The organism is Lentzea atacamensis, from assembly GCF_003269295.1.
GTDB classification, from domain to species: Bacteria; Actinomycetota; Actinomycetes; order Mycobacteriales; family Pseudonocardiaceae; genus Lentzea; species Lentzea atacamensis.
Map to the genome: position 1 here is coordinate 622,757 of NZ_QLTT01000003.1, position 20,623 is coordinate 643,379.

The following is a 20,623-nucleotide window of genomic DNA, read 5'->3' on the forward strand; positions in this document are numbered from 1 at the left end:
AGGGGAAATCCGCTGGGATGACAACGGTTTCAACACGGAGGTGCGACGGCGTTACTTGGCAAAGTTTCGAAAACGCCGATGCCGCGAACGCAGCGTCGAAATCGATCGAACGTGCATGCGACCCTACGGCCGAGGGTGTTGGGCGCGCTCTCACGGTGCTTACATACGACTGAGTTCTCGCGCTGCCGCCGCCGCCGACATTGCGTCTACAAGGAGGCATGCATGGGATTTCGTGAAGGTCTGCTGGTCGGAGCGGCAGTGGCCATGGGGCTGTCGCTGACACCGGGGACCGCTGCCGCCCTCGAGCGCGACGTGGCGACGAACCTGGTCGTACCGTGGGACATCGCGTTCCTGCCGGATCGCTCGGCGTTGGTGACCGAACGCAACTCGGCCCGCGTGCTGTCCGTCAGCAACGGGACGACCCGCGAGGTGGCCCGCATCCCCGGCGTCGCGGCGGAGGGTGAAGGCGGCCTGCTGGGCATCGCCGTGTCGCCGAACTACGCCACCGACCGGTACGTGTTCGTCTACTACACGTCCACTTCGGACAATCGAATCGCCAGGTTCCGCATCGGCGAGACACCGCAGCCGATCGTGACCGGCATCCCGCGCGGCCGGACGATCCACAACGGTGGCGGTCTGTCGTTCGGTCCGGACGGACTGCTCTACGCGGGTACCGGCGATGCCGGCAACACCGCCAACGCGCAGAACCCGAGCTCGTTGGCGGGCAAGATCCTGCGCATGACGACGGACGGCAGGCCCGCGCCGGGCAACCCGACCTCGTCACTGGTCTACAGCCTGGGCCACCGCAACGTGCAGGGTCTGGCCTGGGACACCGCCGGCCGGATGTACGCCGCCGAACTGGGGCAGAACCGGCTCGACGAGCTGAACCGCATCCAGGCCGGCGGCAACTACGGCTGGCCCACCTGCGAGGGTTCCTGCAACGACCCCAGGTTCGTGAACCCGCTGCTGACGTGGTCCACCGCGACGGCCTCGCCCAGCGGTTTGGCTTTCCACAACGGAAACCTCTACATGGCGGCGCTGCGCGGACAGCGGCTGTGGAAGATCCCGGTCACCGCCAACGGTGGCGTCGGCCAGCCGCAGGCGCTGTTCTCCGGTACCTACGGCCGCCTGCGCGGGGTCGCGTCCTCCCCGGACGGCACGCTGTGGTTCTCGACGTCGAACCGCGACGGGCGCGGCAGCACCCGGCCCGGTGACGATCGGATCGTCAGCACGACGAGCTGACGAACACGGCAACCTCCGCCTCGAAGTGCCGAGGCGGAGGTTGCCGGCCGCGCGAAACCGCGAGTTTCAGCTCCTGGTGAGCCGTTCTCTGATCTCCGCCTTGAGGACCTTGCCCACCTTGGACCGCGGCAGGTCCGGCCAGATCTCCACCTGCTTGGGCGTTTTCACGCCGCCCAGCCGTTCCTTCACGAACGCGGCGAGCTCGTCGGCGTCGGCGTGCCCGGCGGCGCGCAGCTGCACCACCGCGGTGACCCGCTCGCCCCACTTGTCGTCGGGGAGGCCGACGACGGCGCTGTCCTGGACCGCGGGATGGGCCTGCAGCGCCTGCTCGACCTCGGCCGAGTACACGTTGAACCCGCCGGTGATGATCATGTCCTTGGCGCGGTCGACGATGTGGAGGTAGTTGTCCTCGTCCAGGTAGCCGATGTCGCCGGTGTGGTGCCAGCCGTGTGCGCTCACCTCGGCCGTCGCGGCGGGGTTCTCGTGGTAGCCGGCCATCACGAGCGGCCCCCGGACGACGATCTCCCCGCGCGAGCCGGGAGGCAGCAGGGCGCCGTCCGGAGCCATGATCGCGACCTGGGTCAGCGGGGTCGGCCTGCCCGCGGAGGACAGCCGGGCGGTGGCGATCGAGCCGTCGGGCAGGAAGTGGTCGGCCGGGGCGAGGGTGGCGATCATGTTCGGCGCTTCGGTCTGGCCGAACAGCTGGCCCATCACCGGCCCGATCCGGTGCAGTGCCTCGGTGAGCCGCACCGGGGACATCGGCGCTGCGCCGTACCAGAGACAGCGCAGCGAGCTGAGGTCGGCCGAGTCCAGGGCGGGGTGGTCGAGCAGGCCGTAGATCACGGTGGGCGGCAGGAACGCGTGGGTGATGCGGTGGTGCTCGATCAGCCGGAGGAACTCGCCGAGGTCGGGCGCCGGCATGATCACCGTCTCGCCGCCCTTGGTCATGATCGGGAACGTGAGGACGCCCGCCGAGTGCGTGAGCGGGGCCAGTGCCAGGTAGCGCGGGCGGTCGCCGAACGGGTAGCTCATCAGGGTCAGCGCGGTCGCGGTCTCCAGGTTGTGCCCCGTCAGCCGCACGCCCTTGGGCCGCCCGGTCGTGCCGCCGGTGCCGGCCAGCACGCAGAGATCGTCGTCGGCGACGGTCACCGGGTCCGGCTCCCTGCCGTGCCGTTCCAGCCACGCGGTGAACGTGACGGCGCCCTCGGCCTCGCCGTCCAGGCACACCAGCGTGGTCAGTGCGGGCAGGTCGCCGCGAATGCGCTCGACGAGCGGCGCGAACCGCGACTGGAAGAACAGGCACCGGCAGCCGAACAACTCGAGCAGCTCCCGGTTCTCCGCGGCTTCGTTGCGGGGGTTGACCGGGCACCACACGGCACCCGCGCGGGAGATGCCGAACACGCACGTGAGGGGGAGCGGGTCGTTCGCGGAGAGGACCGCGACGCGGTCGCCGGGGCTGATTCCGCTGCCCTGCAACGCTCCCGCGATGGCGCGGGAGCGTTGCTGGACCTCGGCGTAGCTGGTGGAGACGCCGCCGATGGTCAGGCACGGCGCATCACCGCCGAGTGACGCGCCCTTGTCCAGGTAGTCGCAGAGCCGCATCAGCGGTGCACTTCGACGATCGGGTCGAGCACCAGGCCGAACGACCGCAGCGCGCCGAGCAGCTCCCGGTGGCCGAACGCCTGGCAGCCGGAGGCGAACCCGACGCGGCGGGGCGCGTCCTGCAACAGGTGCGCTGCGGCGTGCACGTTGAGCAACGCGGTCTGCTTGTAGTTGCAGTTGCCGTGGATGACGCAGTGCGCGCGGCCGAGCGGGCCGGAAGCGTGCACGGAGTCCAGCGAGATGTTGGTCCTGGGGTTCTCGCGGGGCGGCATCTCGCTGCGCACCTGCGCGGAGAACTCGTCGACGATCCGGTACTTCTCCTCGTCCGACTTGCCTTCCATCTGCTGGAGAGCGGCGGTGACGATCTGCGGCACACCGAGCATCAACGGCCGGTTGAACACACCACCGAGCGCACGCACCGACGCCACCCGCGGATCCTTCTTGAACCACACCGGATGTGCCGTACCGCCCCAGGGCAGTGCCAGGCCCAGTTCGTGCTGCCCCGGCACGACGAGCTCGTACAGCCCGGCGTCCGCAGGCCATTCCACGTACTCGTTCTGCTCCAGGTAGTACGCCTTGGCGAACGCGGCGTTGGTGAGGATCGTGTTGGTGGAGGCGACGGTCGGGTAGCCCTTCCAGAACACCCCGATGTCCAAAGTGTCCAGTCCCGGCGTCTCCAGGCAGATCTGCGCGGCGATCTCGCCCACCGTGTACATCTGCGCGATGCCGGGGGAGAGCAGCAGGCCCTGCTTCGCGAACTCGGCGCCGTACCGCGCTTCGGCGTCGATCATCCAGTCCTGCTCGCCGTTGGTGTCGGTGTAGTGCGCACCGGCGTTCAGGCTCGCCTGCACCGCTTCGTGGCCGTAGCGGGAGAACGGGCCGACGGTGTTCAGCACGACCTTGGCCCCGGTGAACGCCTCGGTCAGCGCCGCCTCCGTGTGCTCCACCTCCGCGATCTCGTGGTCGACCGTCTGGACACCGGGCACCGCGTCGACGGCTTCCTTGACGCGTTTGCCGTCGCGGCCGGCGGCGAGGAACGGCACCCCGTACTCGCGCAGGTACTCGCAGATCAGGCGGCCGGTGTAGCCGGAGGCGCCGTAAACGACAACAGGCTTGTCCGTGGGCACGACGCTCACATCCCCATTCCGCCGTCGACCGGAAGACCCGCTCCGGTGATGAACTTCGACGCGTCGGACGCCAGGAACACCACCGCGTCGGCCATGTCGTCGACCTGGCCCAGCCGTCCGAGCGGGGTCAGCTCCACGACCGCTCCGGCCGCCGCCTCCGGTGAGGGGAACAGACCGAGTTCTGCACAGTCCACCGCGAGCTGGTTGCCCATCGCCGTGGGCGTGAGGCCGGGGTAGATGCAGTTGACCCGCACGCCGTAACCGAGCTTGCCCGACTCCGCGGCCGCCACCCTGGTGAGCCGGTCGATGGCGGACTTGGTCGCCGAGTACACGCTGATGCCGGGGAAGGCGATGGTGGCCGCGACGGACGCGACGTTGATGATCGAGCCGCCGTTGCCCGCCGCGCCACCGGGACGCATGGTGCGCAGCCCGTGCTTGAGCCCGAGGGCGGTGCCCAGCACGTTGACGTCCAGCATCCTGCGGACGTCGTCGGGGTCGAGCTCGGTGATCAGGCTGGTGATCTCGATGCCCGCGTTGTTCACGAGGATGTCGAGCCCGCCGATCGCGTCGACCGCGGTGCTCACCGCCGTGGCCCAGCTCGCGTCGTCGGTGACGTCCAACGGCACGAACTCCGCCGTCGCCCCGGAGTCGCGCAACGACTGGGCGGTCTGCTTGCCCTCGTCCTCCAGCACGTCGCCGATCAGGACCGCCGCACCAGCTGCGGCCATGGCCTGCGCCATGCCGGCACCCAGTCCGCGCGCGCCCCCGGTGACCAGGGCTTTCCGACCGTTCAGCTGATAGCTCGTCATTGAGTCGCCTCCTCGGTGAGTTGGGTCACACCCTAACCAGTGCTTGACAGTCGTCAAGTTTTTCTTTGACAACTGTCCAAAGTTTTTTGGACGACTGGTCAGCGGTGGGCGCGACGGGCGATAGGATCCGAGTCGTGACGGACGTCGCTGAGCGCAAGCAGGACCGGATCGCCCGCCGGCAGGTCGACAAGTTCGACGCCCGGCGGACCGAGCTCGCCGTGGCGACGCTGCACACCCTCGCCGAACTGGGCTACGCGCGGACGAGCCTGCGCGAGATCGCGCAGAACTCCGAGTTCTCGCACGGAGTCCTGCACTACTACTTCGCGGACAAGCGCGACCTGATCACCGAGGCGGTCCGTCAGTACGAGGTTGTCTGCGTGACCCGGTACGACGAGGTGGTGGCCGGCGCGACCTCGTCGGAGCAACTGCGCGACGGGTTCGTCGCGATGTTCTTCGACACCCTCACCGAGGACGCGACGCTGCACCGGCTCTGGTACGACCTGCGCAACCAGAGCCTGTTCGACGAGTCCTTCCGCGCGGACGTGCTGGAGATCGACGGTCATCGGGAAGCCATGGTGTGGCGGGTGATCAGCCGCTACGCGGAGCTGCGCGGTGGTGAGCCGGCGGGCTCGCCCGCGGTCGCCTACGTGACGCTCGACGGCGTCTTCCAGCGAGCGCTGCTGCACCACCTCGCCGGCGACGCGGGGGCCGTCGCGCGGTTGCGTGACGAGCTTCCGGCTGTCATGGACCTGCTCGTCACCGACGCCGGCTAGCCTGCGCACCCACAGCCTTTCACCGGGCAGTCACGCGTTCCAGCGTTGTTCGCAACACGGTGAGCAGCGCATCGCGAACCGACACTTTGACGCGCGCGTCGAACGTGACCAGCGGGACGTGGTCGCCGATCGCCAGCGCCCAGCGGATGTCCTCGACCGCGTGGCTGAGCCTGCCCTCGAAGAGGTTGACGGCGACGACGAACGGCAGACCCGTCTTCTCGAAGTAGTCGACGGCCGGATAGCAGTCGTCCATGCGCCGGGTGTCGACGATGACGAGCGCGCCCAGTGCGCCCAGCACCAGGTCTCGCCACATGAAGCCGAAGCGGTCCTGGCCCGGTGTGCCGAACAGGTACAGCTTGATGTCGTCGTCGACCGTGATGCAGCCGAAGTCCAGCGCCACGGTGGTGGTGGTCTTGTCCGGGACGTGAGCGGTGCGGTCCACGTCCTCGGATGCCGTGGTGATGGCCGCTTCGGTGCGCAGCGGCGTTGTTTCGGAGATGGACGCGACCGCTGTCGTCTTGCCGACTCCGAAACCGCCCGCGATGATGATCTTGACCGGCGTCGGGGTGCGGGGCTCAGCTGATGGCTTCAAGGCGGCGGATGATCCTCTCGATCATGGCGGGATCGCTGGCGAGGCCGGCGGCGGGACGGCGGACGACCACGTACCGGAGCGCCGCCAGGTCCGCCACGAGGACTCGGGCCACACCGATGTGCAGCCCGAGGATCGCGGCGATCTCCGCCACCGACATGGTCTTCGTGCACAGCGCCACGATGTCGCGGCGCTCGAACGACAGGCTCGCGTGGGACGCCGCGCCGAGCTCACTGGTCAGCACCTGGGTTTCGATCTCCAGATCGCGGTCGATCGGCTCGGTCCGTCCGGACGTGAGCAGGTACGGCCGCAGCAGCGAGACGTCTGGGTCGGGCACGGTCTACCGCCCGGCCGTGAACTTGAGCTCCTCGATCACCTGCGGGGTGAGGACGGAGCTGGCGCGGTTGGCGAACATCGCCATCTCGTAGCCGATCGTGCCGAGACTGGCCTGTTTGGACGCGAGCACGCCCAGGGCGCAGCCGATGCTGATGGTGCAGACCATGAGGTATCCGTGGCCCAGCTCGACGATGACCTTGTCCGGCGGGCCGAGCGGGTGGCAGTCGGAGACACCGCCCGCGAGGCTCAGCATCGCCGACGTGATCGCCGCCAGCCGGTCGGCGTTCTCCCGCACCAGCTCCGGCGACGTCGCGATGAGCAGACCGTCGGAGGACACGGCGATCGCGGCCAGGGCGCCGGGGGTGCTTTGCGCGAAGCGGGTCACGAGCCAGTTGAAGTTCTGTGCTTCGACGCTGGTCCGTGCGGCGGGGAGCGCGGTCATTCACTGCCTTCTCTCGTAGTGTGCGTGCCTGCTCCGGCGGCGGCGCCCTGTGCCAGGCCGTTCGCGAACGCGTCGAGCGCGGCTCGTTCGGCGGCGGGGTCGCGCTGTTGCCAGGAGGCGGTGTTCTCTGGAGCGGGTGCGGCCGGCGGCTCGGCGGTGCGCAGGCTCGGTGCGAGGCTGGCGCCCGGAACCCGCCGGGCCAGCCCCGCGCGTCCTTCACCCTCCGGTGCGGTCGCGGGCGGTGGAACGGGTTGCGGCACGACCGCCACGCGCGCGATGGCCGTCGACACCAGCGTGATCTCCGTGGACAATTCGCCCGACAGGTGGTCGGGCTGGTCGCTCACGGCCGGCAAGGTCGTCGTGGTCTCGTCCATGAACCAGCCGAAGTCCCTGGTGCGCAACGGTGCCGGTGGCATGACCAGGGGTCGTGAAGGCGGGTCCTCCAGTGCCAGCAGGCCGGGTGGCACCGTCACCAGGGCGGTGACGCCGCCGCCCTCGGTCGGGAGCAGCTCGACGGTGAGCGAGTGCCTGCGCGCCAACCGGCCCACCACGAACAGGCCGAGGACGCTGGTCGGCGCGATGTCCAGGCGCTCGCGCTCCACCAGGCGCAGGTTCTCCTCGGCCAGCGCGGCCTCGGTCATCCCGATGCCGTGGTCGACGATCCGCACGACGCAGGACCCGTCGGCCGTGCGGGTGGCGTCCACCTCCACAGTGGACTCCGGCGGTGAGAACGAGGTCGCGTTGTCCAGCAGTTCGGCGAACAACAGGATCAGGTCCGTCCCCAGCGTGGACGTCACCGTGCTCTTGCCGACGGAGCCGAGCCGGACGCGTTGGTAGTCCTCGATCTCCGCCAGCGCCGAGCGCAGGGCGGTGCCGAGCGCCATCGGGCCGCGCAGCCCGCTGTCCTCGCGGGTGCCCGCGATCACGAGCAGGTTGTCGGCGGTGCGCCGCAGCCGGGTGGAGAGGTGGTCGAGCTGGTAGAGGCTGGCGAGCAGCCGCTCGTTCTGCTCGTCGCGCTCCAGCTCGTCGACGAGGGCGAGCTGCCTGCCGACGAGACTGCGCGTGCGCTTGGCGACGTTGGCGAACATCAGGCTCACGTTGTTCCGCGTGATCGCCTGCCGTTCCACGAGCTGCGCCGCGACGCCCTGCACGCGGTTGAACGCCTCGGCGAGCCTGCCCAGCTCGTTGCCGGACGACGCGTCGATCGCGCTGAGCCGCGGCACCTGCTCGTCGGGTCGCTCGGTGTCGGTGACGCGCACCAGCTCCCGGCCGGCGAGATCGGCCACCGCGCCCGCCGCGGCGGTGAGGTTGCGCAACGGGTTGGCGATCGAGCGGCGGACGGCGATCACGAGCCACACGACCAGGACGAACAGGGCGGCACCGCCGGCACCCACGATCCACGCGACGGCGTTGGCGCGGCTCGCCCGTGCCGCCGCCGCGGCGGCGATCTCGTCGGTGACCTCGTCCTGCGCGACCTTGCGCAGCTCGCCCTGCGCGGCCACCGCGCCGAGGGCCTCCGCCGCGAACGACGGGCTCGGTTCCTTCGGCAGCCGGGTGGCGAGCTCGTCGACCCGGCGAGCCTCCGTTCCCTCCTCCACCGTCACGACCAGTGCCGCGTGTTCCGCGTCGGCCTGCTGCACGAACCGCTCGGTGAACGCGCGGGCCTGCATGACGGCGTCGTTCAGCAGATCCTGTCCGGTCTGCCGTCTCGTCGCGGCGATGATCAGGGCGGTGTCGCCCAGCGAGTGCTGCTCGGTGGCGCGCAGCAGGGCTTCGAGCGCGGTGAGCTGTCGCGTGCCCTCCGCGTCGCCGGTCTGTTGCGGGACGAGACGCAGCGAGTCGATGACCGCGGTGATGACGGCGTGGTACGTCCGCGCGACGCCGTCGGACGACGCGCCGCCGCGCAGGGCGTTCTGCCGCAGTCCGGTCAGCGAACCCAGTCGCACCAACGCGTTCGTGAGCTCGTCGGACATGGCGGACTCGAGCGCGGCCCGCACGCCCTCCGCCGCCCGGTCCACCTCGCCGTGCTGGCGCTTCAGGCTCTCGGCGTCGTTGCCGGGAGACGCGAGGTGCGCGGCCGTGAGCACGCGTTCCTGTTGCAGTTCCCAGATCAGGTTCCCCAGCTCGCGCACCTGCCGTGCGGACTCCGCCGTCCCCGCGGCCGATCCGGCGGTCCCGGTCTGACCGAGGAGGAACGGCACCGCCACGAGCACCGCCGCGACCAGCGGCGGCACGATCAGCAGGTTGAGCTTCCGGCCGATGGAGTGCCCGTGGAGCAGCGTTCGCCTCACCTGGTCACCCCGCTGCGGTGCGATGCGCGGACCATGTCCTCAATGGACGCGCGCAGGTTGAGAAACGCGAGCGTGCGCTTGGTGGCGAGGCCCCTGTCGTCCGGTAGCGGGATCGAGGTCTCGGCGGCGACACGGCCGGGGTCGCTCGCGAGCACGACGACCCTGGTGCCGAGGAACACGGCCTCCTCGACGTCGTGGGTGACCATGAGCACGGTGGTGCCCGTGTCCCGCCAGATCTGCCTGATCAACAGCTGCATGTCCTCCTTGGTCTGCACGTCGAGAGCGCCGAACGGTTCGTCGAGCAGCAGCACGTCGGGTTCGCAGACCAGCGCCCTCGCGATCGCGACGCGCTGCTGCTGGCCGCCCGACAGCTGGCGCGGCAGCGACCGCCGCACGCCCGCGAGCCCGGTCTCGGCGAGGTACCAGTCGACCCTGCGGCCGCGTTCGGCGGTGTCCAGCGCGAGCAGCTCGAGTCCAAAAGCGACATTCCGTTCCACCGTGCGCCACGGGTAGAGCGATCCGGTCTGGAAGACCAGTCCGCGATCGGGTCCAGGCCCGGTGATCGGGTGACCGTCGAGGGTTATCTCGCCTCCGGTCGGCGTCGTGAGCCCGGCGACCAGCGACAGCAGCGTCGACTTCCCCGAGCCGCTCGCGCCGACGACGCAGAGGAACTCACCCGGAGACACCGTGAGGCTGACGCCGTCGAGCGCGCGCTTCTGCTGGCCGTGCAGGCGGTAGTCCATGGAGACGTCGACGAGTTCCAGCGTCATCCGGCCCACCGCCCCACCCGTGCGCGCACGAGGCGCAGAGCCACGTCGATCATCACGCCGATGACGCCGATCACGACGAGCACCGCGAAGATCTTGTCCGTCTGCAGGAAGCGTTGCGCGCGAACGATCCGGTAGCCGAGCCCGGCCGTGGAGTTGACCAGCTCCGCCACCACCACGAAGTTCCACGCCGCCGCCGCGTTGACGCGAACCGCGTCGATGATGCCCGGCAACGAGTGCGGCACCACGACCTTGCGCAGCACCTCGCCGCGGCGTGCGCCGAGCGTGTAGGAGACGTCGATGAGAGAACGCGGCACACCACGGACGACGTCGGCGGTCATCAGCGTGTTGAAGAAGACCGTGCCGATGAACAGGATCGCGATCTTGGAGGGTTCGCCGAGACCGAGCCAGATGATGAGCAACGGGATGAACGCGCTCGCGGGCAGATACCGCAGCAGCCCGATCAACGGCTCGAACGCCGCCTGCCCGGCGTGGAACGTGCCCATCAGGATGCCGAGCGGCACCGACACCAGCACGGCGAGCCCGAAGCCCTCCAGCACGCGCCGGGTGGTCGTCCACACGTCGACGGCCAGCTCGCCCGAACGCGCCATCTCCCAGCCGGCGGACAGCACGGCGCCCGGTGACGGCAGGAAGGTGGCGGGCACGGCACCGCTCGCGCTGAGCACCACCCAGGCGGTGAACGGGACGGCCAGGGAGAGGACGGTGAGCGTGGTCGCGGCGCGGCGGGAGATCGGGGTGCGGATGGTGAGGAGGGTGGGGCGGGGGCGGGTCCGGCGGGGGAGCGGTGGCCACGTGGCTCGGACGTCGGACGTGCGGTCGGCCAGGGCGGTCCTCATGTGTGCACCGCCCTGGGGAGCGGGTGGTGGAGCGGTGCGGGCACCGCCCTGGCGAGTACGTCCAGCGGGATATTCACCTGTGCACCACCTTGGGCCTGTGGGTGGTCGAGCAGTGCGTCCAGCGCGGTCCTCATTTCTGCACCGCCTTGACGAACCGATCGTCGAACAGCCCGTCCAGCGAGGGCCGGTTCGGCGTGAGACCGGTGCTCACCATGGAGTCCGCGATCTGGCCCGCCTGGTGGTTGAGGTGCGTGGGCGTGACCCCCGGCGTGAACGCGTCGATGTTCTGCCGCAAGGTGAAGATCGTGGTGCCCGCGTCGTAGCTCCGGTAGTCGCCGACGCTCACGCCACCGCGCTTGGCCATGATCTCGATGGCCTGACCGTTGTTCTCCTTGATCCAGTCGAGCGTGACGAACCACGTGTTCACCAATGCCTGCGCCGCCTCCGGGCGGTCCTTCGCGAGCGCGCGGGACACGACGAGGTGATCGGGGATGGCACCGGGGAACTCGGCGGAGGTCGCGATCGCACGGCTGCCGGCGCGCTGCAGCGCGGTGGTCGTGAACGGCGCGAAGGCTCCGACTGCGTCGACCTTGCCCGCGACGAACGCGGCGGCTGCGGCGTCGGTCGCGAGTGGCACCAGCTCGATGTCCTTCTGCGAGAGGCCGGCCTCTGTCAACGCGAGCAGCAGCAGGTAGTGGTCGACGGTGCCCTGCTCGACGGCGACCTTCTTGCCTTTCAGGTCGGCGATGCCCGAGATGCCCTCGCGGGCGATCACCTGGTCGTTGCCCGTGGAGTTGTCGTTGACGAGGATGATCGTCTGTTGCGCGCCACCGCTGACGGACGCGAGCGTGTCGTTGAGCGTCTGGCTGTTGGCGTCGATCGCACCGCTCGACAAGGCGTTGAGGCTGTCGGTGTAGCTGTCGAAGTACTTCAGCTCGACGTCGAGGCCGTTGCGGCGGAAGAGATCCTGTTCCTGCGCGACCTGCCAGGGAAACCAGCCGGGCCACGCGCTGAACCCCAGCGTCACCTTGCCCGCGGACGTCGGTGTCGAGGTGCACGCGGTGGCGCACAGCAACACGAGTGCGACCGAGAAACGGCTGATACGGCGGGAAATCAAACCGAACTCCTGTGAGATTCTGTTGTGGGGGAGGCCTAGTCGCCCGCGGATCGGGGCAGATGGCCCGCGCGGACGAGACAGCCGAGGGTGTCGCAAATGACCCTGGTGGCGATCAACGACGTGATCTCCGCGTGGTCGTACGGGGGAGAGCACTCGACGACCTCGATGCCGGCGAGCGGCTGAGCGGCCACCAGCTGGATGAACTTGAGCACCTCGCGCGGGAGGAACCCGCCGGGCTCCGGCCAGCCCGTGCCCGGCACGAACGCCGCGTCGAGGCAGTCGACGTCGAAGCTGAGCCAGACCGCCTCGGCGCCGTCCCACGCCACGTCCAGCGCCCGTTGCGCGGCGGCCTCGATGCCCATCTCCACGCAGTCGGTCACGGTCATGATCGTGGTGCCGCGCTCGCGACCGACCTTCACCCCTGGCCGAGGTGCCTGCCAGCCGCCGATGCCGATCTGGACGAGATTGCGTGGCGGCACGTTCGGGATGTCCGTCGCGTGGAACCACGGCGTGGTGTGCATCCGCTCGTCGAGGTCGGTTTCCTGGGTGTCGACGTGCCGGTCGAAGTGGATGATGCCGAGATTTCCCCGGAGATGCTCCGAAACACCGCGCACGGTGGGGTAACCGATCGAGTGGTCGCCCCCGAGCACGACCGGAAAGGCGCCCGACGCGTACACGTGACCGACGGCCTTGCTGATCTGGTCGAAGGTCTTCTCGATGTTGCCGGGAATGGTGAACACGTCGCCGACGTCCGCGATGGTGATGGACTCGCGGAGATCCACGCCGAGCTCGAAGTTGTACGGGCCGTACAGCGCGGAGATCTTCCGGATGCCCTGTGGTCCGAACCGGGTGCCCGGCCGGTAGGTGGTACCGCCGTCGAACGGCGCGCCGAGCACGACCACGTCGTACTCGCCGCAGGTGCGGACGTCCTCCACGAACGGCGCCTTCAGAAAGGTGTTGATGCCCGCGAAGTGCGGCAGCTCTCCGCGTGAGAACGTCGGGATGCGCCTGTCCACAATGGAGTCCGCGGCGGGGAGGCCGAGCTCCAGGCCGCGTGCGACCTCGCGTTCCCAGCCGGTCGTCGGCAGCTGGGCCTCGCGTTCAACGGCGTTGCGGGCCTCCGGGCCGTAATTGTCGTGCAACGGTCTGCCACCGGTCTCAGCCATCTTGTCTGCACGCTTCCTGTGCACATTCTTGATGTACCGAAATACGGAGGTCCCCGGAGACTCCGATGTTCTTTGTCATGCAACCCGGAAAGGGTGGTGAATCCAGGATCAATTGAGGTTGCCAAGCCTAGCCGTGTGCGCAACCCCTTCCTGTCCTGCGGGGGTTTGTCGAATGGAGCAATGAATTTCGGTACTTCACGTCCTCGTTGCGCGGCGCATCCTCGTGGCCTGCGTACTTGGCATACGAATGGTCCATGCCAATGTGGTTCCGGTTCGCAGAACTACGATGTTTGAGCCCAATCGGGTGATTTGACGAAGCCCCGCCCGACCAGGCATCTCGCTCGGCTGCATTGACCCTCGCCGACTGCCGGAGCTACCGTGTAACTAGTTACATGAAACTAGTTACAGCACAGGAGGCCGAGATGCGAGTCGTCGTGGTGGGTGCTGGTGTCTACGGAGCCGCGGTGGGGGCGGCACTGGTTCGTCGTGGCGCGACGGTCACGGTCGTCGACGCCGGTGCGCCGGGTGCGGGGACGTCCGGAGCGACGTTCTCGTGGGTCAACTCGCGCAACAAGCAACCGCTCGTCTACCACCAGCTCAACGTCGCGGGAATGGCGGCGCACCAGCGGCTCGCGGCCGAGTTCCCGCTCGGCGACTGGTACTTCGCTGGAGGTGGCATCGAATGGGGCGGTGACGAGGCGGCGTTGCGGGCGAAGGTCGACGCTCTCCTCGCGCTCGGCTACGACGCCAAGTGGCTGACCCCGGCCGAGACGCTGGACCTGGAACCGGGCATCGATCCGGACCGGCTTCCTCCCGGCGGGACAGCGTACTTCCCCGGCGAGGCGTGGGTGGAGCCGCGGCGGTTGATCGCACATCTGCTGTCGAGAAGCATCGACGTGGTGGCCGGCGACGCCGTGGCAGGGCTCGACATGAGCGGTGACGTGGTTCGAGCCGTGCGGCTGGAGTCCGGGCGGGTGCTCGTCGCGGACGCGGTCGTGAACTGCGCGGGCCCCGAGGCGGCCGGGGTGGCGGCGATGGCAGGACTCGCGCTGCCGATGCGCAACCTGCCCTGCGTGCTCGTGTACACGTCGCCTGTCGCGGTACCGCTGTCGAGGGTCGTGCACGCCCCGGACGTCCACTTGCGACCGGAGGGCGGCGGCCGGATCCTCCTGCACTCCAGCGAGGTCGACCGGGGTGGGCAGGAGGCGGTGGACAAGCTGGTGCGCGACGCCGCCTCGCTCTACCCGGGAATTCGGGCCGCGACCGTCGAGAGCGTGCGCACGGGGGAGCGGCCGATTCCCGGCGACGGGCTGCCCGTGCTCGGACGGGTCGCGGACGTGCGCAACTACTTCTTCGCCGTGTCGCACAGCGGGGTGACGTTGTGTCTGCACGCGGGCGAGCTCGTCGCCGACGAGGTGGTCGGTGAGGACCGCGAGGACGCGCTGGCGCCGTTCCGCTTCGAGCGGTTCGAGGAGTCGCGATGACGATCGTCGTGCGTGGCTGCGACCTGGTCGACGGCCGGGGCACCGAACCGCGGCGCGGGGTCGACGTCGTCGTCGAGGGCGACACGGTCCGGGAGATCGTCGAGCCGGGGAACGGAGCGTACCCGTCGGCGGAAGTCGTTGACGCAAAAGGGATGCTGGTGATCCCAGGGCTGATCAACAACCACACGCACGGCACCGCGTACGGCCCGCTGTTCCCTAGCGGCCACGAACCGCTGCCTCGCGAGCAGGTGAACGCGAACCTCGACCGGCATCTGCTGGAGGGCACGACCACGGTGCTCTGCGTCGACGGGTTCATCACCGCGGAAGCCGTTGCCGCGACCGACGAAGCGCATCCGGTCAACGTGAAGGCGTCCTCCTGCAACACACCCGCGTGCCTGGAGGCGGCGACCATCGCCGACGGCGGCGGGCTGACCGACGTGCACCGGGCGTTCAGCGCGCGTCAGGCGGTGGCCGAAGGCGCGGTCGCGCTGGGCGAGATCGGCGCGGGGCACACGCTCGGCGGTGGCGGGGCGAGCTACCTGTACATCCCCGAGCAGGTCGCGCGGCGCACCGGCGTGACGGTGACGGCGTTGCAGGCGAACGAGCTGAAGGTCGCGGTGCTGGGCAGGCACATCAGGACGTCGGCGTTCGACCGTGCCGCCGTCGAGGAGGCGCTGGCGGGCGCCGGCCTGACCGGGCTGCTGTCCGTCGACGAGGCGCGCGAGATCGTGTCGGGCGTGGTCCTGCCTGCGTTCGACGTCGCGCTGCGCGGCTTGGCGGAAGCGGCTGACCAGGCCCGGCAGCTGGACGTTCCGGTGCTCGTGCACAACGCGGCCGCATCGATGACGCAGGTTGCCGCCATCGCCAGGACGGACGTGCGGCTGATCGCCGGGCACTCCAACCACCCCAGCTTCACCACGCGGGAGGCTCTGGGCCACGCGGAGCGGCTGAAGGAGCGCGGAGTGGTGATCGACGTGTCCATTTTGGACAGTTTCCGTGGTCGGCGGCCGGACATGATCCCGCTGCTCTACGCCATGTTCGAGGCCGGGCTGGTGGACACCATCTCAACCGACTACGCGGCAGGCCACCACGACCCGATCCTGCTGGCGATCGACCGGGCCACCAGGGCGGGCGTGGTCGGCCTGCCCGCCGCGATCGCGATGGCCACGTCCACCGTCGCCGACACGTTCCCCGGGCTGGCACCCCGGCGTGGCCGGATCGTGCCGGGCGCGATCGCCGACCTGGTGGTGACCGACCCGGCGGCGCTGGAGAATGTCGGGACCGTCATGATCGGCGGCAGGATCGTCGTGCGGGAAGGCAGGCTGGTCGCGGATGAAGCGAGTCACGATCGGTGACGTCGCCGCACACGCGGGAGTGTCGACGGCAACGGTCTCCCGCGTGCTGAACGGCGGTCTCGTCGCCGAGTCGACGGCCGCCAGGGTGTGGGAAGCCGCCGAGAGTCTCGGCTACAGCCCGAACGCGTTGACCAGGAGCATCTTCGCCGGGCGGTCGAGCACCATCGGCGTGATCATCCGGGACCTGAGCAGCCCGTTCTACCTGGACCTCATCCGGGGCATCGACGAGGTCGCCGCGGCCAGCGACAGCCCGGTCATGCTGGCCAACACCTATCGCCGCGCCGACCGGGAAGCCGCCCAGGTGCGGGCGATGGACCAGCAACGGGTGCGCGGCCTGATCATCACCGCCGACGAGACCGCGGACAGCCAGGCACGGCGAATGGCGGAGAACGGCACGCCGTGCGTGATCGTCGCGCGCAACCCGCCAGGCCTGCACTCGGTCAGTCTTGACGACGTCGCGGCTGGTGAGTTGATGGCCGCGCATCTGGCGGACTGCGGCCGGTCACGAGTGGGAGTCGTGAGCGGACGAAATCGGCCGACGCAGGTCAAACGCGTGACAGGGCTGCGGCAGGGACTCGTCGAGCGTGGCCTTCCGGAACCCGAGGAAGTCCTCGTGGAGAACGAGGACGAGGTCGATGCCGCCGTCGGCTCACTGCTGCACCGCAACGACACCGTCGTGTGCACGACAGGCCGTCTGACCGTGTCCGTCCACACGGCACTGACCGCTCGTGGCCTGAAAATGCCCGACGACATCGGGTTCCTCACCATGGACGACTTCCCGTGGGCGAGCACGCTCGGCATCAGCGTGGTCGCCCAGCCCGCGTACGAGATGGGGCGCAGGGCCGCGGAGCTCGTCGTCGAGGAGCCGGCGGTCCCGGTCAGGATCGTCTTCCAACCCACGCTCATCGCCCGCGGCTCGTGCGGATCAGGTACCTGACCGGAGGTCCGTCCAGCCCACAACGGGTTCCAGTGCCGAGGCGAGCCGGATGAGGACGGCTTCGTCCCACGGCCCGGCCACGAGCTGGGCGCCGACCGGCAGACCGCCGGCGGAGGCGTGGACCGGCAGGGAGACGGCGGGAAGTCCGGTGATGTTGCAGAACGAGGTGAACGAGATCATCCGGGTCTCGGTCAGCAGCGGGCTGCTGCGGACCGTGCTCCGCACAAGCTGTTCCAGCGCCACGGCGAGACGGTGTGCGGGTACGTCCGCCGGCGGCGTCTGGACCGCATCCGCCGGGCACTGGCGGATCCCGGCGTGGCCCACCGCCCGGTGCCGAGCGTCGCGGCTCAGTGGGGATTCGCGCAGGCGAGCCACTGCGGCAAGCTGTTCCGCGCCGAGTTCGGCGTCTCGCCGAGGGAGTTCCGCGAAGCCGCGCTCGGAAGGAACTCGTGAAACCCGAAGCGCGTTGCCGGCATCTGCGTCATAGTTGATTCGTTCGGTGACGTGAAGAAAGCGGTGGACGGCCGTCTGGCCACGCTCGTCGCGACACTCGCCGGTGCTAAAGAATTCTCTTCCCTTTTAGCAGTCCAAACATTTTCGCGGCATCTTGACCGCAGGGAGATCGTCCTTCAGAGTTTTGATGGATGCGACCGGCACCCCGCGACGGTGGCATCTGACTGCGCGCGCCCGTCTTCGGTTCCCCTCATTGTTCAAAAGGGCGCGCAATAGGTCGCTCCGATTTCCCACCTCAACGAAGAGGAGCACACCCATGGCCGGATCGGGTCATCATCCGCCCACCGCCGTCCAACGAACCCGTAGACGTCGTACGGCCGGTATCGCCGCTGCCGTCGCCGTGCTGCTCGGCGGGCTGGTCACGGCGTTCAGCGCGGCCCCGGTGTCGGCGGCGACCGTCGACACCAACGCCTGGTACGTGTTGGTCAACCGCAACAGCGGCAAAGCCCTGGACGTCTACAACCTCGCCACGAACGACGGTGCGCGCATCACCCAGTGGACCCGCAACGACGGCAACCAGCAGCAGTGGCAGTTCGTCGACTCCGGTGGCGGTTACTACCGGCTGAAGTCACGGCTGTCGGGCAAGGTCCTCGACGTCTACAACTTCTCCACCGCTAATGGCGCGAGCATCGTCCAGTGGTCCGACGCCAACGGCACCAACCAGCAGTTCCGCCTCGCGGACTCCGACGGCGGCCACGTGCGCCTGATCAACCGCAACAGCAACAAGGCCGTCGAGGTCCAGGGCGCCTCCACCGCCGACGGCGGCAACGTCGTCCAGTACAGCGACTGGGGCGGCGCCAACCAGCAGTGGCAGCTCGTCCGCGTCGGCGGGACGGGCCCCACCACGACGACGACCACCCCGCCCGGCACGTGTTCGCTGCCCTCGACGTACCGCTGGTCGTCGACGGGCCCGCTGGCGCAACCGAAGCAGGGCTGGGTCTCGCTCAAGGACTTCACCCACGTCATGCACAACGGCAAGCACGTGGTCTACGCGACGACGCACGACAGGGGCACGACCTGGGGCTCGATGAACTTCACGCCCTTCACGAACTGGTCCGACATGGCCACGGCCGGCCAGAACGCGATGAACCCCGGCGCGGTCGCGTCCACGCTGTTCTACTTCGCACCGAAGAACATCTGGGTGCTCGCCTACCAGTGGGGCCCGACCTCGTTCAGCTACCGGACGTCGAACGACCCCACCAACGCCAACGGCTGGTCGGCGGCACAGACGCTCTTCACCGGGCGCATCCCGAACTCCGGAACGGGCCCCATCGACCAGACGCTCATCGGTGACGACCAGAACATGTACCTGTTCTTCGCCGGTGACAACGGCAAGATCTACCGGTCCACCATGCCGATCGGGAACTTCCCCGGCAGCTTCGGCTCGGCCTGGACCGAGATCATGAGCGACACGCAGGCCAACCTGTTCGAAGGCGTCGAGGTCTACAAGGTCCAGGGCCAGAACCAGTACCTCATGATCGTCGAGGCGATGGGCCGCAACGGGCGCTTCTTCCGCTCGTTCACGTCCAGCAGCCTGAGCGGTTCGTGGACCCCGCAGGCCGCCACCGAGAGCAACCCGTTCGCCGGCAAGGCCAACAGCGGCGCCACCTGGACCAACGACATCAGCCACGGCGACCTGATCCGCAGCAACCCCGACCAGACCAAGACCATCGACCCCTGCAACCTGCAACTGCTGTACCAGGGACGTGATCCCAACTCGGGCGGCGACTACGGCCTCCTGCCGTACCGGCCGGGTCTGCTGACACTGCAACGCTGATCAGCGGAAGCGGACTCTTCTCGTCCTGTCAGGGGCAGGGCGAGAAGAGTTTGCGGGTGCCGGGACCGTTGTAGGCGGCGCGATCGGAGAACCGGCAGCCGAACGCGGGCGCGGCCACCGTGTCGCGGTCACCGATAACGTCACCGGCCGGCTTCGTGCCGCGGCTGGTCCACGTCACGAGGTCGTTCCACGCGGCGCCCACCTCCGCCGCCGAGAACTCGCAGTGGTCCACCGTGCGGATCGCTCGCTGCACCAACCACTTCGACTGGCCGTTGCGGACGACATCGGCCCGGTAGTCCTGTTCCATCGAGAACGGCACGAACAGGTCGCCGAGACCGTGCAGGGAAAGCACCGGGGTTCTCGGCTTGCCCGCGATCCTCGGCACCTCGGTGAGCGTGGGGGAGAGCCGCGACCGCCAGTCGCGCGGCGCCACCCGCTGCACCTCGCGGTTGAGGTCGACCGGCGAGTTCGGCTGGTAACGGGTGCCGAAATTGGTCGCCAACCGGCCGGGATCACGCGAGAGCGGGGCGTCCTCGTCCGGCGGCGTGGCGAGGCTGAACAGGAAGTCCTTCCAGAACGCGAAAGCGGGCGCCGCACCGGGACGCGGTCCGCCGCTGCGTTCGACGACCACCGAGCGGAACTGGGCGCCCCGGTCCGTCACGGTGTCGGGGCCGCCGGGAACGAGCGTTGTCAGCCCCAGCTTCTCCTGGATCTGCGGCACCACGGTGGTGAGGTAGTCGGCGGGCACCGGGTAGGCGCGAATCCCGGCGAGTGCCTGCGCCGTCAACTGGTAGTCGAGGAAGAAGTCGAACAGCTCGTGATCACCGAGCACGCCGCACATCGGCAGCGCGCCGTCGTAGAAGCCGGGGTACTGCTCCAGCGAGCGGCCGATGACGTGGCCGCCCATCGACACTCCCGCGATGAGGACCTGCTTCGGCTTGGCGACCAGGGTGCCGAAGTGCTTCGCCAGATCGTGTGTGGCCAGGACGCCGGCGCGAACGTCGTAACCGTTGCTGTAGTAGGAGGACGCGGCCCACGCATAGCCCTGGCCGAGCATCCGGGCACGCAGGCCGTAGGCAGGCGGGTCCACGGTGAGCACCGTGCCGGTGCCGCGGTAGCCGTGTGCCCACATGGCCAGACGGCCGTTCCACTTCGCGGGCACCTCGACGATGTACGCGGAGTGCCGGTGGATGCCCTGCAACACCCTCGTCGGCTGTCCGTCGACGATCTCCGGCTTCAGCGGCGGGTTGTGGACGGTGTAGCCGGGCAACGGCTGGTCACCGGGGACACCCGGAGTGGCGGCCAGTGCCGGCGCACCACCGGCGAAGAGCACGAGCCCCAGCAACGACACCACGAGCCGTGTTCGCATGCCACACCTCCGTCGGCCTTTCACGCCGGTTCATTCCACCCCGGCGGAGTCGTTCCGTCACCCTCTCAAC

20 protein-coding genes are annotated in these 20,623 nt (G+C 69.1%); 7 read left to right on the plus strand and 13 right to left on the minus strand.

Going from position 1 to position 20,623, the window contains the following annotated elements; translation table 11 throughout:
• Nucleotides 1-222: 222 nt before the first annotated feature.
• The gene (locus tag C8D87_RS17195) at nt 223-1,242 is read left to right on the plus strand and encodes a PQQ-dependent sugar dehydrogenase (protein ID WP_112227414.1); all 1,020 of its coding nucleotides are present in this window, start codon (nt 223-225) and stop codon (nt 1,240-1,242) included.
• Nucleotides 1,243-1,308: 66 nt separating this feature from the next.
• Here C8D87_RS17195 and C8D87_RS17200 read toward each other — a convergent pair whose 3' ends face one another.
• Genes C8D87_RS17200 through C8D87_RS17210 form a run of 3 tightly spaced genes read right to left on the minus strand, consistent with a single transcriptional unit; the run spans nt 1,309 to nt 4,780 of the window.
• Nucleotides 1,309-2,844, minus strand: coding sequence for an acyl-CoA synthetase (locus C8D87_RS17200; RefSeq protein WP_112227415.1), 1,536 nt, complete (start codon nt 2,842-2,844; stop codon nt 1,309-1,311).
• Nucleotides 2,844-3,971: a DUF5938 domain-containing protein gene (locus tag C8D87_RS17205; protein WP_112227719.1), complete on the minus strand. Its 1,128-nt coding sequence runs from the start codon at nt 3,969-3,971 to the stop codon at nt 2,844-2,846. The genes C8D87_RS17200 and C8D87_RS17205 overlap by 1 nt, the downstream gene beginning before the upstream one ends.
• Before the next feature lie 5 nt (nt 3,972-3,976).
• A complete protein-coding gene (locus C8D87_RS17210; protein ID WP_112227416.1) occupies nt 3,977-4,780 on the minus strand; it encodes an SDR family NAD(P)-dependent oxidoreductase in 804 nt (267 codons plus the stop codon).
• Nucleotides 4,781-4,914: 134 nt separating this feature from the next.
• Here C8D87_RS17210 and C8D87_RS17215 point away from each other — a divergent pair, with 134 nt between their 5' ends.
• The gene (locus tag C8D87_RS17215; RefSeq protein ID WP_112227417.1) at nt 4,915-5,553 is read left to right on the plus strand and encodes a TetR/AcrR family transcriptional regulator; all 639 of its coding nucleotides are present in this window, start codon (nt 4,915-4,917) and stop codon (nt 5,551-5,553) included.
• A gap of 19 nt (nt 5,554-5,572) precedes the next feature.
• On the opposite strand, the gene C8D87_RS17220 is transcribed toward C8D87_RS17215, so the two are convergent.
• The 8 genes from C8D87_RS17220 to C8D87_RS17255 all read right to left on the minus strand — a co-directional run bounded on the left by C8D87_RS17220 (nt 5,573) and on the right by C8D87_RS17255 (nt 13,118).
• The gene (locus tag C8D87_RS17220) at nt 5,573-6,145 is read right to left on the minus strand and encodes a GTP-binding protein (protein WP_112227418.1); all 573 of its coding nucleotides are present in this window, start codon (nt 6,143-6,145) and stop codon (nt 5,573-5,575) included.
• Nucleotides 6,129-6,479 carry a DUF742 domain-containing protein gene (locus tag C8D87_RS17225; protein ID WP_112227419.1) on the minus strand — a complete coding sequence of 117 codons (351 nt, stop codon included), beginning with the start codon at nt 6,477-6,479 and terminating at the stop codon, nt 6,129-6,131. The genes C8D87_RS17220 and C8D87_RS17225 overlap by 17 nt, the downstream gene beginning before the upstream one ends.
• A 3-nt stretch (nt 6,480-6,482) precedes the next feature.
• Nucleotides 6,483-6,920, minus strand: a complete 438-nt coding sequence (locus C8D87_RS17230) for a roadblock/LC7 domain-containing protein (protein ID WP_112227420.1) — start codon at nt 6,918-6,920, stop codon at nt 6,483-6,485.
• Complete coding sequence (locus C8D87_RS17235) at nt 6,917-9,211, minus strand: sensor histidine kinase (protein ID WP_233442140.1); 2,295 nt, start codon at nt 9,209-9,211, stop codon at nt 6,917-6,919. The genes C8D87_RS17230 and C8D87_RS17235 overlap by 4 nt, the downstream gene beginning before the upstream one ends.
• Complete coding sequence (locus tag C8D87_RS17240) at nt 9,208-9,981, minus strand: ABC transporter ATP-binding protein (protein WP_112227720.1); 774 nt, start codon at nt 9,979-9,981, stop codon at nt 9,208-9,210. Before C8D87_RS17240 ends, C8D87_RS17235 begins: the two co-directional genes overlap by 4 nt.
• Nucleotides 9,978-10,835, minus strand: a complete 858-nt coding sequence (locus C8D87_RS17245; protein WP_112227421.1) for an ABC transporter permease — start codon at nt 10,833-10,835, stop codon at nt 9,978-9,980. The genes C8D87_RS17240 and C8D87_RS17245 overlap by 4 nt, the downstream gene beginning before the upstream one ends.
• Before the next feature lie 130 nt (nt 10,836-10,965).
• Nucleotides 10,966-11,952: an ABC transporter substrate-binding protein gene (locus tag C8D87_RS17250; protein WP_112227422.1), complete on the minus strand. Its 987-nt coding sequence runs from the start codon at nt 11,950-11,952 to the stop codon at nt 10,966-10,968.
• 35 nt (nt 11,953-11,987) lie between these two features.
• Nucleotides 11,988-13,118 (minus strand): agmatinase family protein, encoded by a 1,131-nt coding sequence (locus C8D87_RS17255; protein ID WP_112227423.1) that lies wholly within the window; start codon nt 13,116-13,118, stop codon nt 11,988-11,990.
• 422 nt (nt 13,119-13,540) lie between these two features.
• On the opposite strand from C8D87_RS17255, the gene C8D87_RS17260 reads away from it, so the two are divergent.
• The 3 genes from C8D87_RS17260 to C8D87_RS17270 are packed head-to-tail and all read left to right on the plus strand — an operon-like array spanning nt 13,541 to nt 16,894.
• Nucleotides 13,541-14,602 carry an NAD(P)/FAD-dependent oxidoreductase gene (locus tag C8D87_RS17260; protein WP_112227424.1) on the plus strand — a complete coding sequence of 354 codons (1,062 nt, stop codon included), beginning with the start codon at nt 13,541-13,543 and terminating at the stop codon, nt 14,600-14,602.
• The gene (locus C8D87_RS17265; RefSeq protein WP_112227425.1) at nt 14,599-15,957 is read left to right on the plus strand and encodes an amidohydrolase family protein; all 1,359 of its coding nucleotides are present in this window, start codon (nt 14,599-14,601) and stop codon (nt 15,955-15,957) included. Before C8D87_RS17260 ends, C8D87_RS17265 begins: the two co-directional genes overlap by 4 nt.
• Nucleotides 15,935-16,894 carry a LacI family DNA-binding transcriptional regulator gene (locus C8D87_RS17270; protein WP_112227426.1) on the plus strand — a complete coding sequence of 320 codons (960 nt, stop codon included), beginning with the start codon at nt 15,935-15,937 and terminating at the stop codon, nt 16,892-16,894. The genes C8D87_RS17265 and C8D87_RS17270 overlap by 23 nt, the downstream gene beginning before the upstream one ends.
• On the opposite strand, the gene C8D87_RS47685 is transcribed toward C8D87_RS17270, so the two are convergent.
• Nucleotides 16,883-17,137, minus strand: a complete 255-nt coding sequence (locus tag C8D87_RS47685) for an amidase family protein (RefSeq protein WP_233442141.1) — start codon at nt 17,135-17,137, stop codon at nt 16,883-16,885. The genes C8D87_RS17270 and C8D87_RS47685 overlap by 12 nt on opposite strands.
• 9 nt (nt 17,138-17,146) lie before the next feature.
• Here C8D87_RS47685 and C8D87_RS47690 point away from each other — a divergent pair, with 9 nt between their 5' ends.
• Together C8D87_RS47690 and C8D87_RS17280 are read left to right on the plus strand one after the other, a co-directional pair.
• Entirely contained in the window at nt 17,147-17,347 is a 201-nt protein-coding gene (locus tag C8D87_RS47690; protein WP_233442142.1) for a helix-turn-helix domain-containing protein, read from the plus strand.
• 316 nt (nt 17,348-17,663) lie between these two features.
• Nucleotides 17,664-19,184 (plus strand): non-reducing end alpha-L-arabinofuranosidase family hydrolase, encoded by a 1,521-nt coding sequence (locus C8D87_RS17280; RefSeq protein ID WP_109641481.1) that lies wholly within the window; start codon nt 17,664-17,666, stop codon nt 19,182-19,184.
• 28 nt (nt 19,185-19,212) lie between these two features.
• Here C8D87_RS17280 and C8D87_RS17285 read toward each other — a convergent pair whose 3' ends face one another.
• Entirely contained in the window at nt 19,213-20,553 is a 1,341-nt protein-coding gene (locus C8D87_RS17285; protein WP_112227428.1) for an alpha/beta hydrolase family protein, read from the minus strand.
• Nucleotides 20,554-20,623 lie beyond the last annotated feature (70 nt).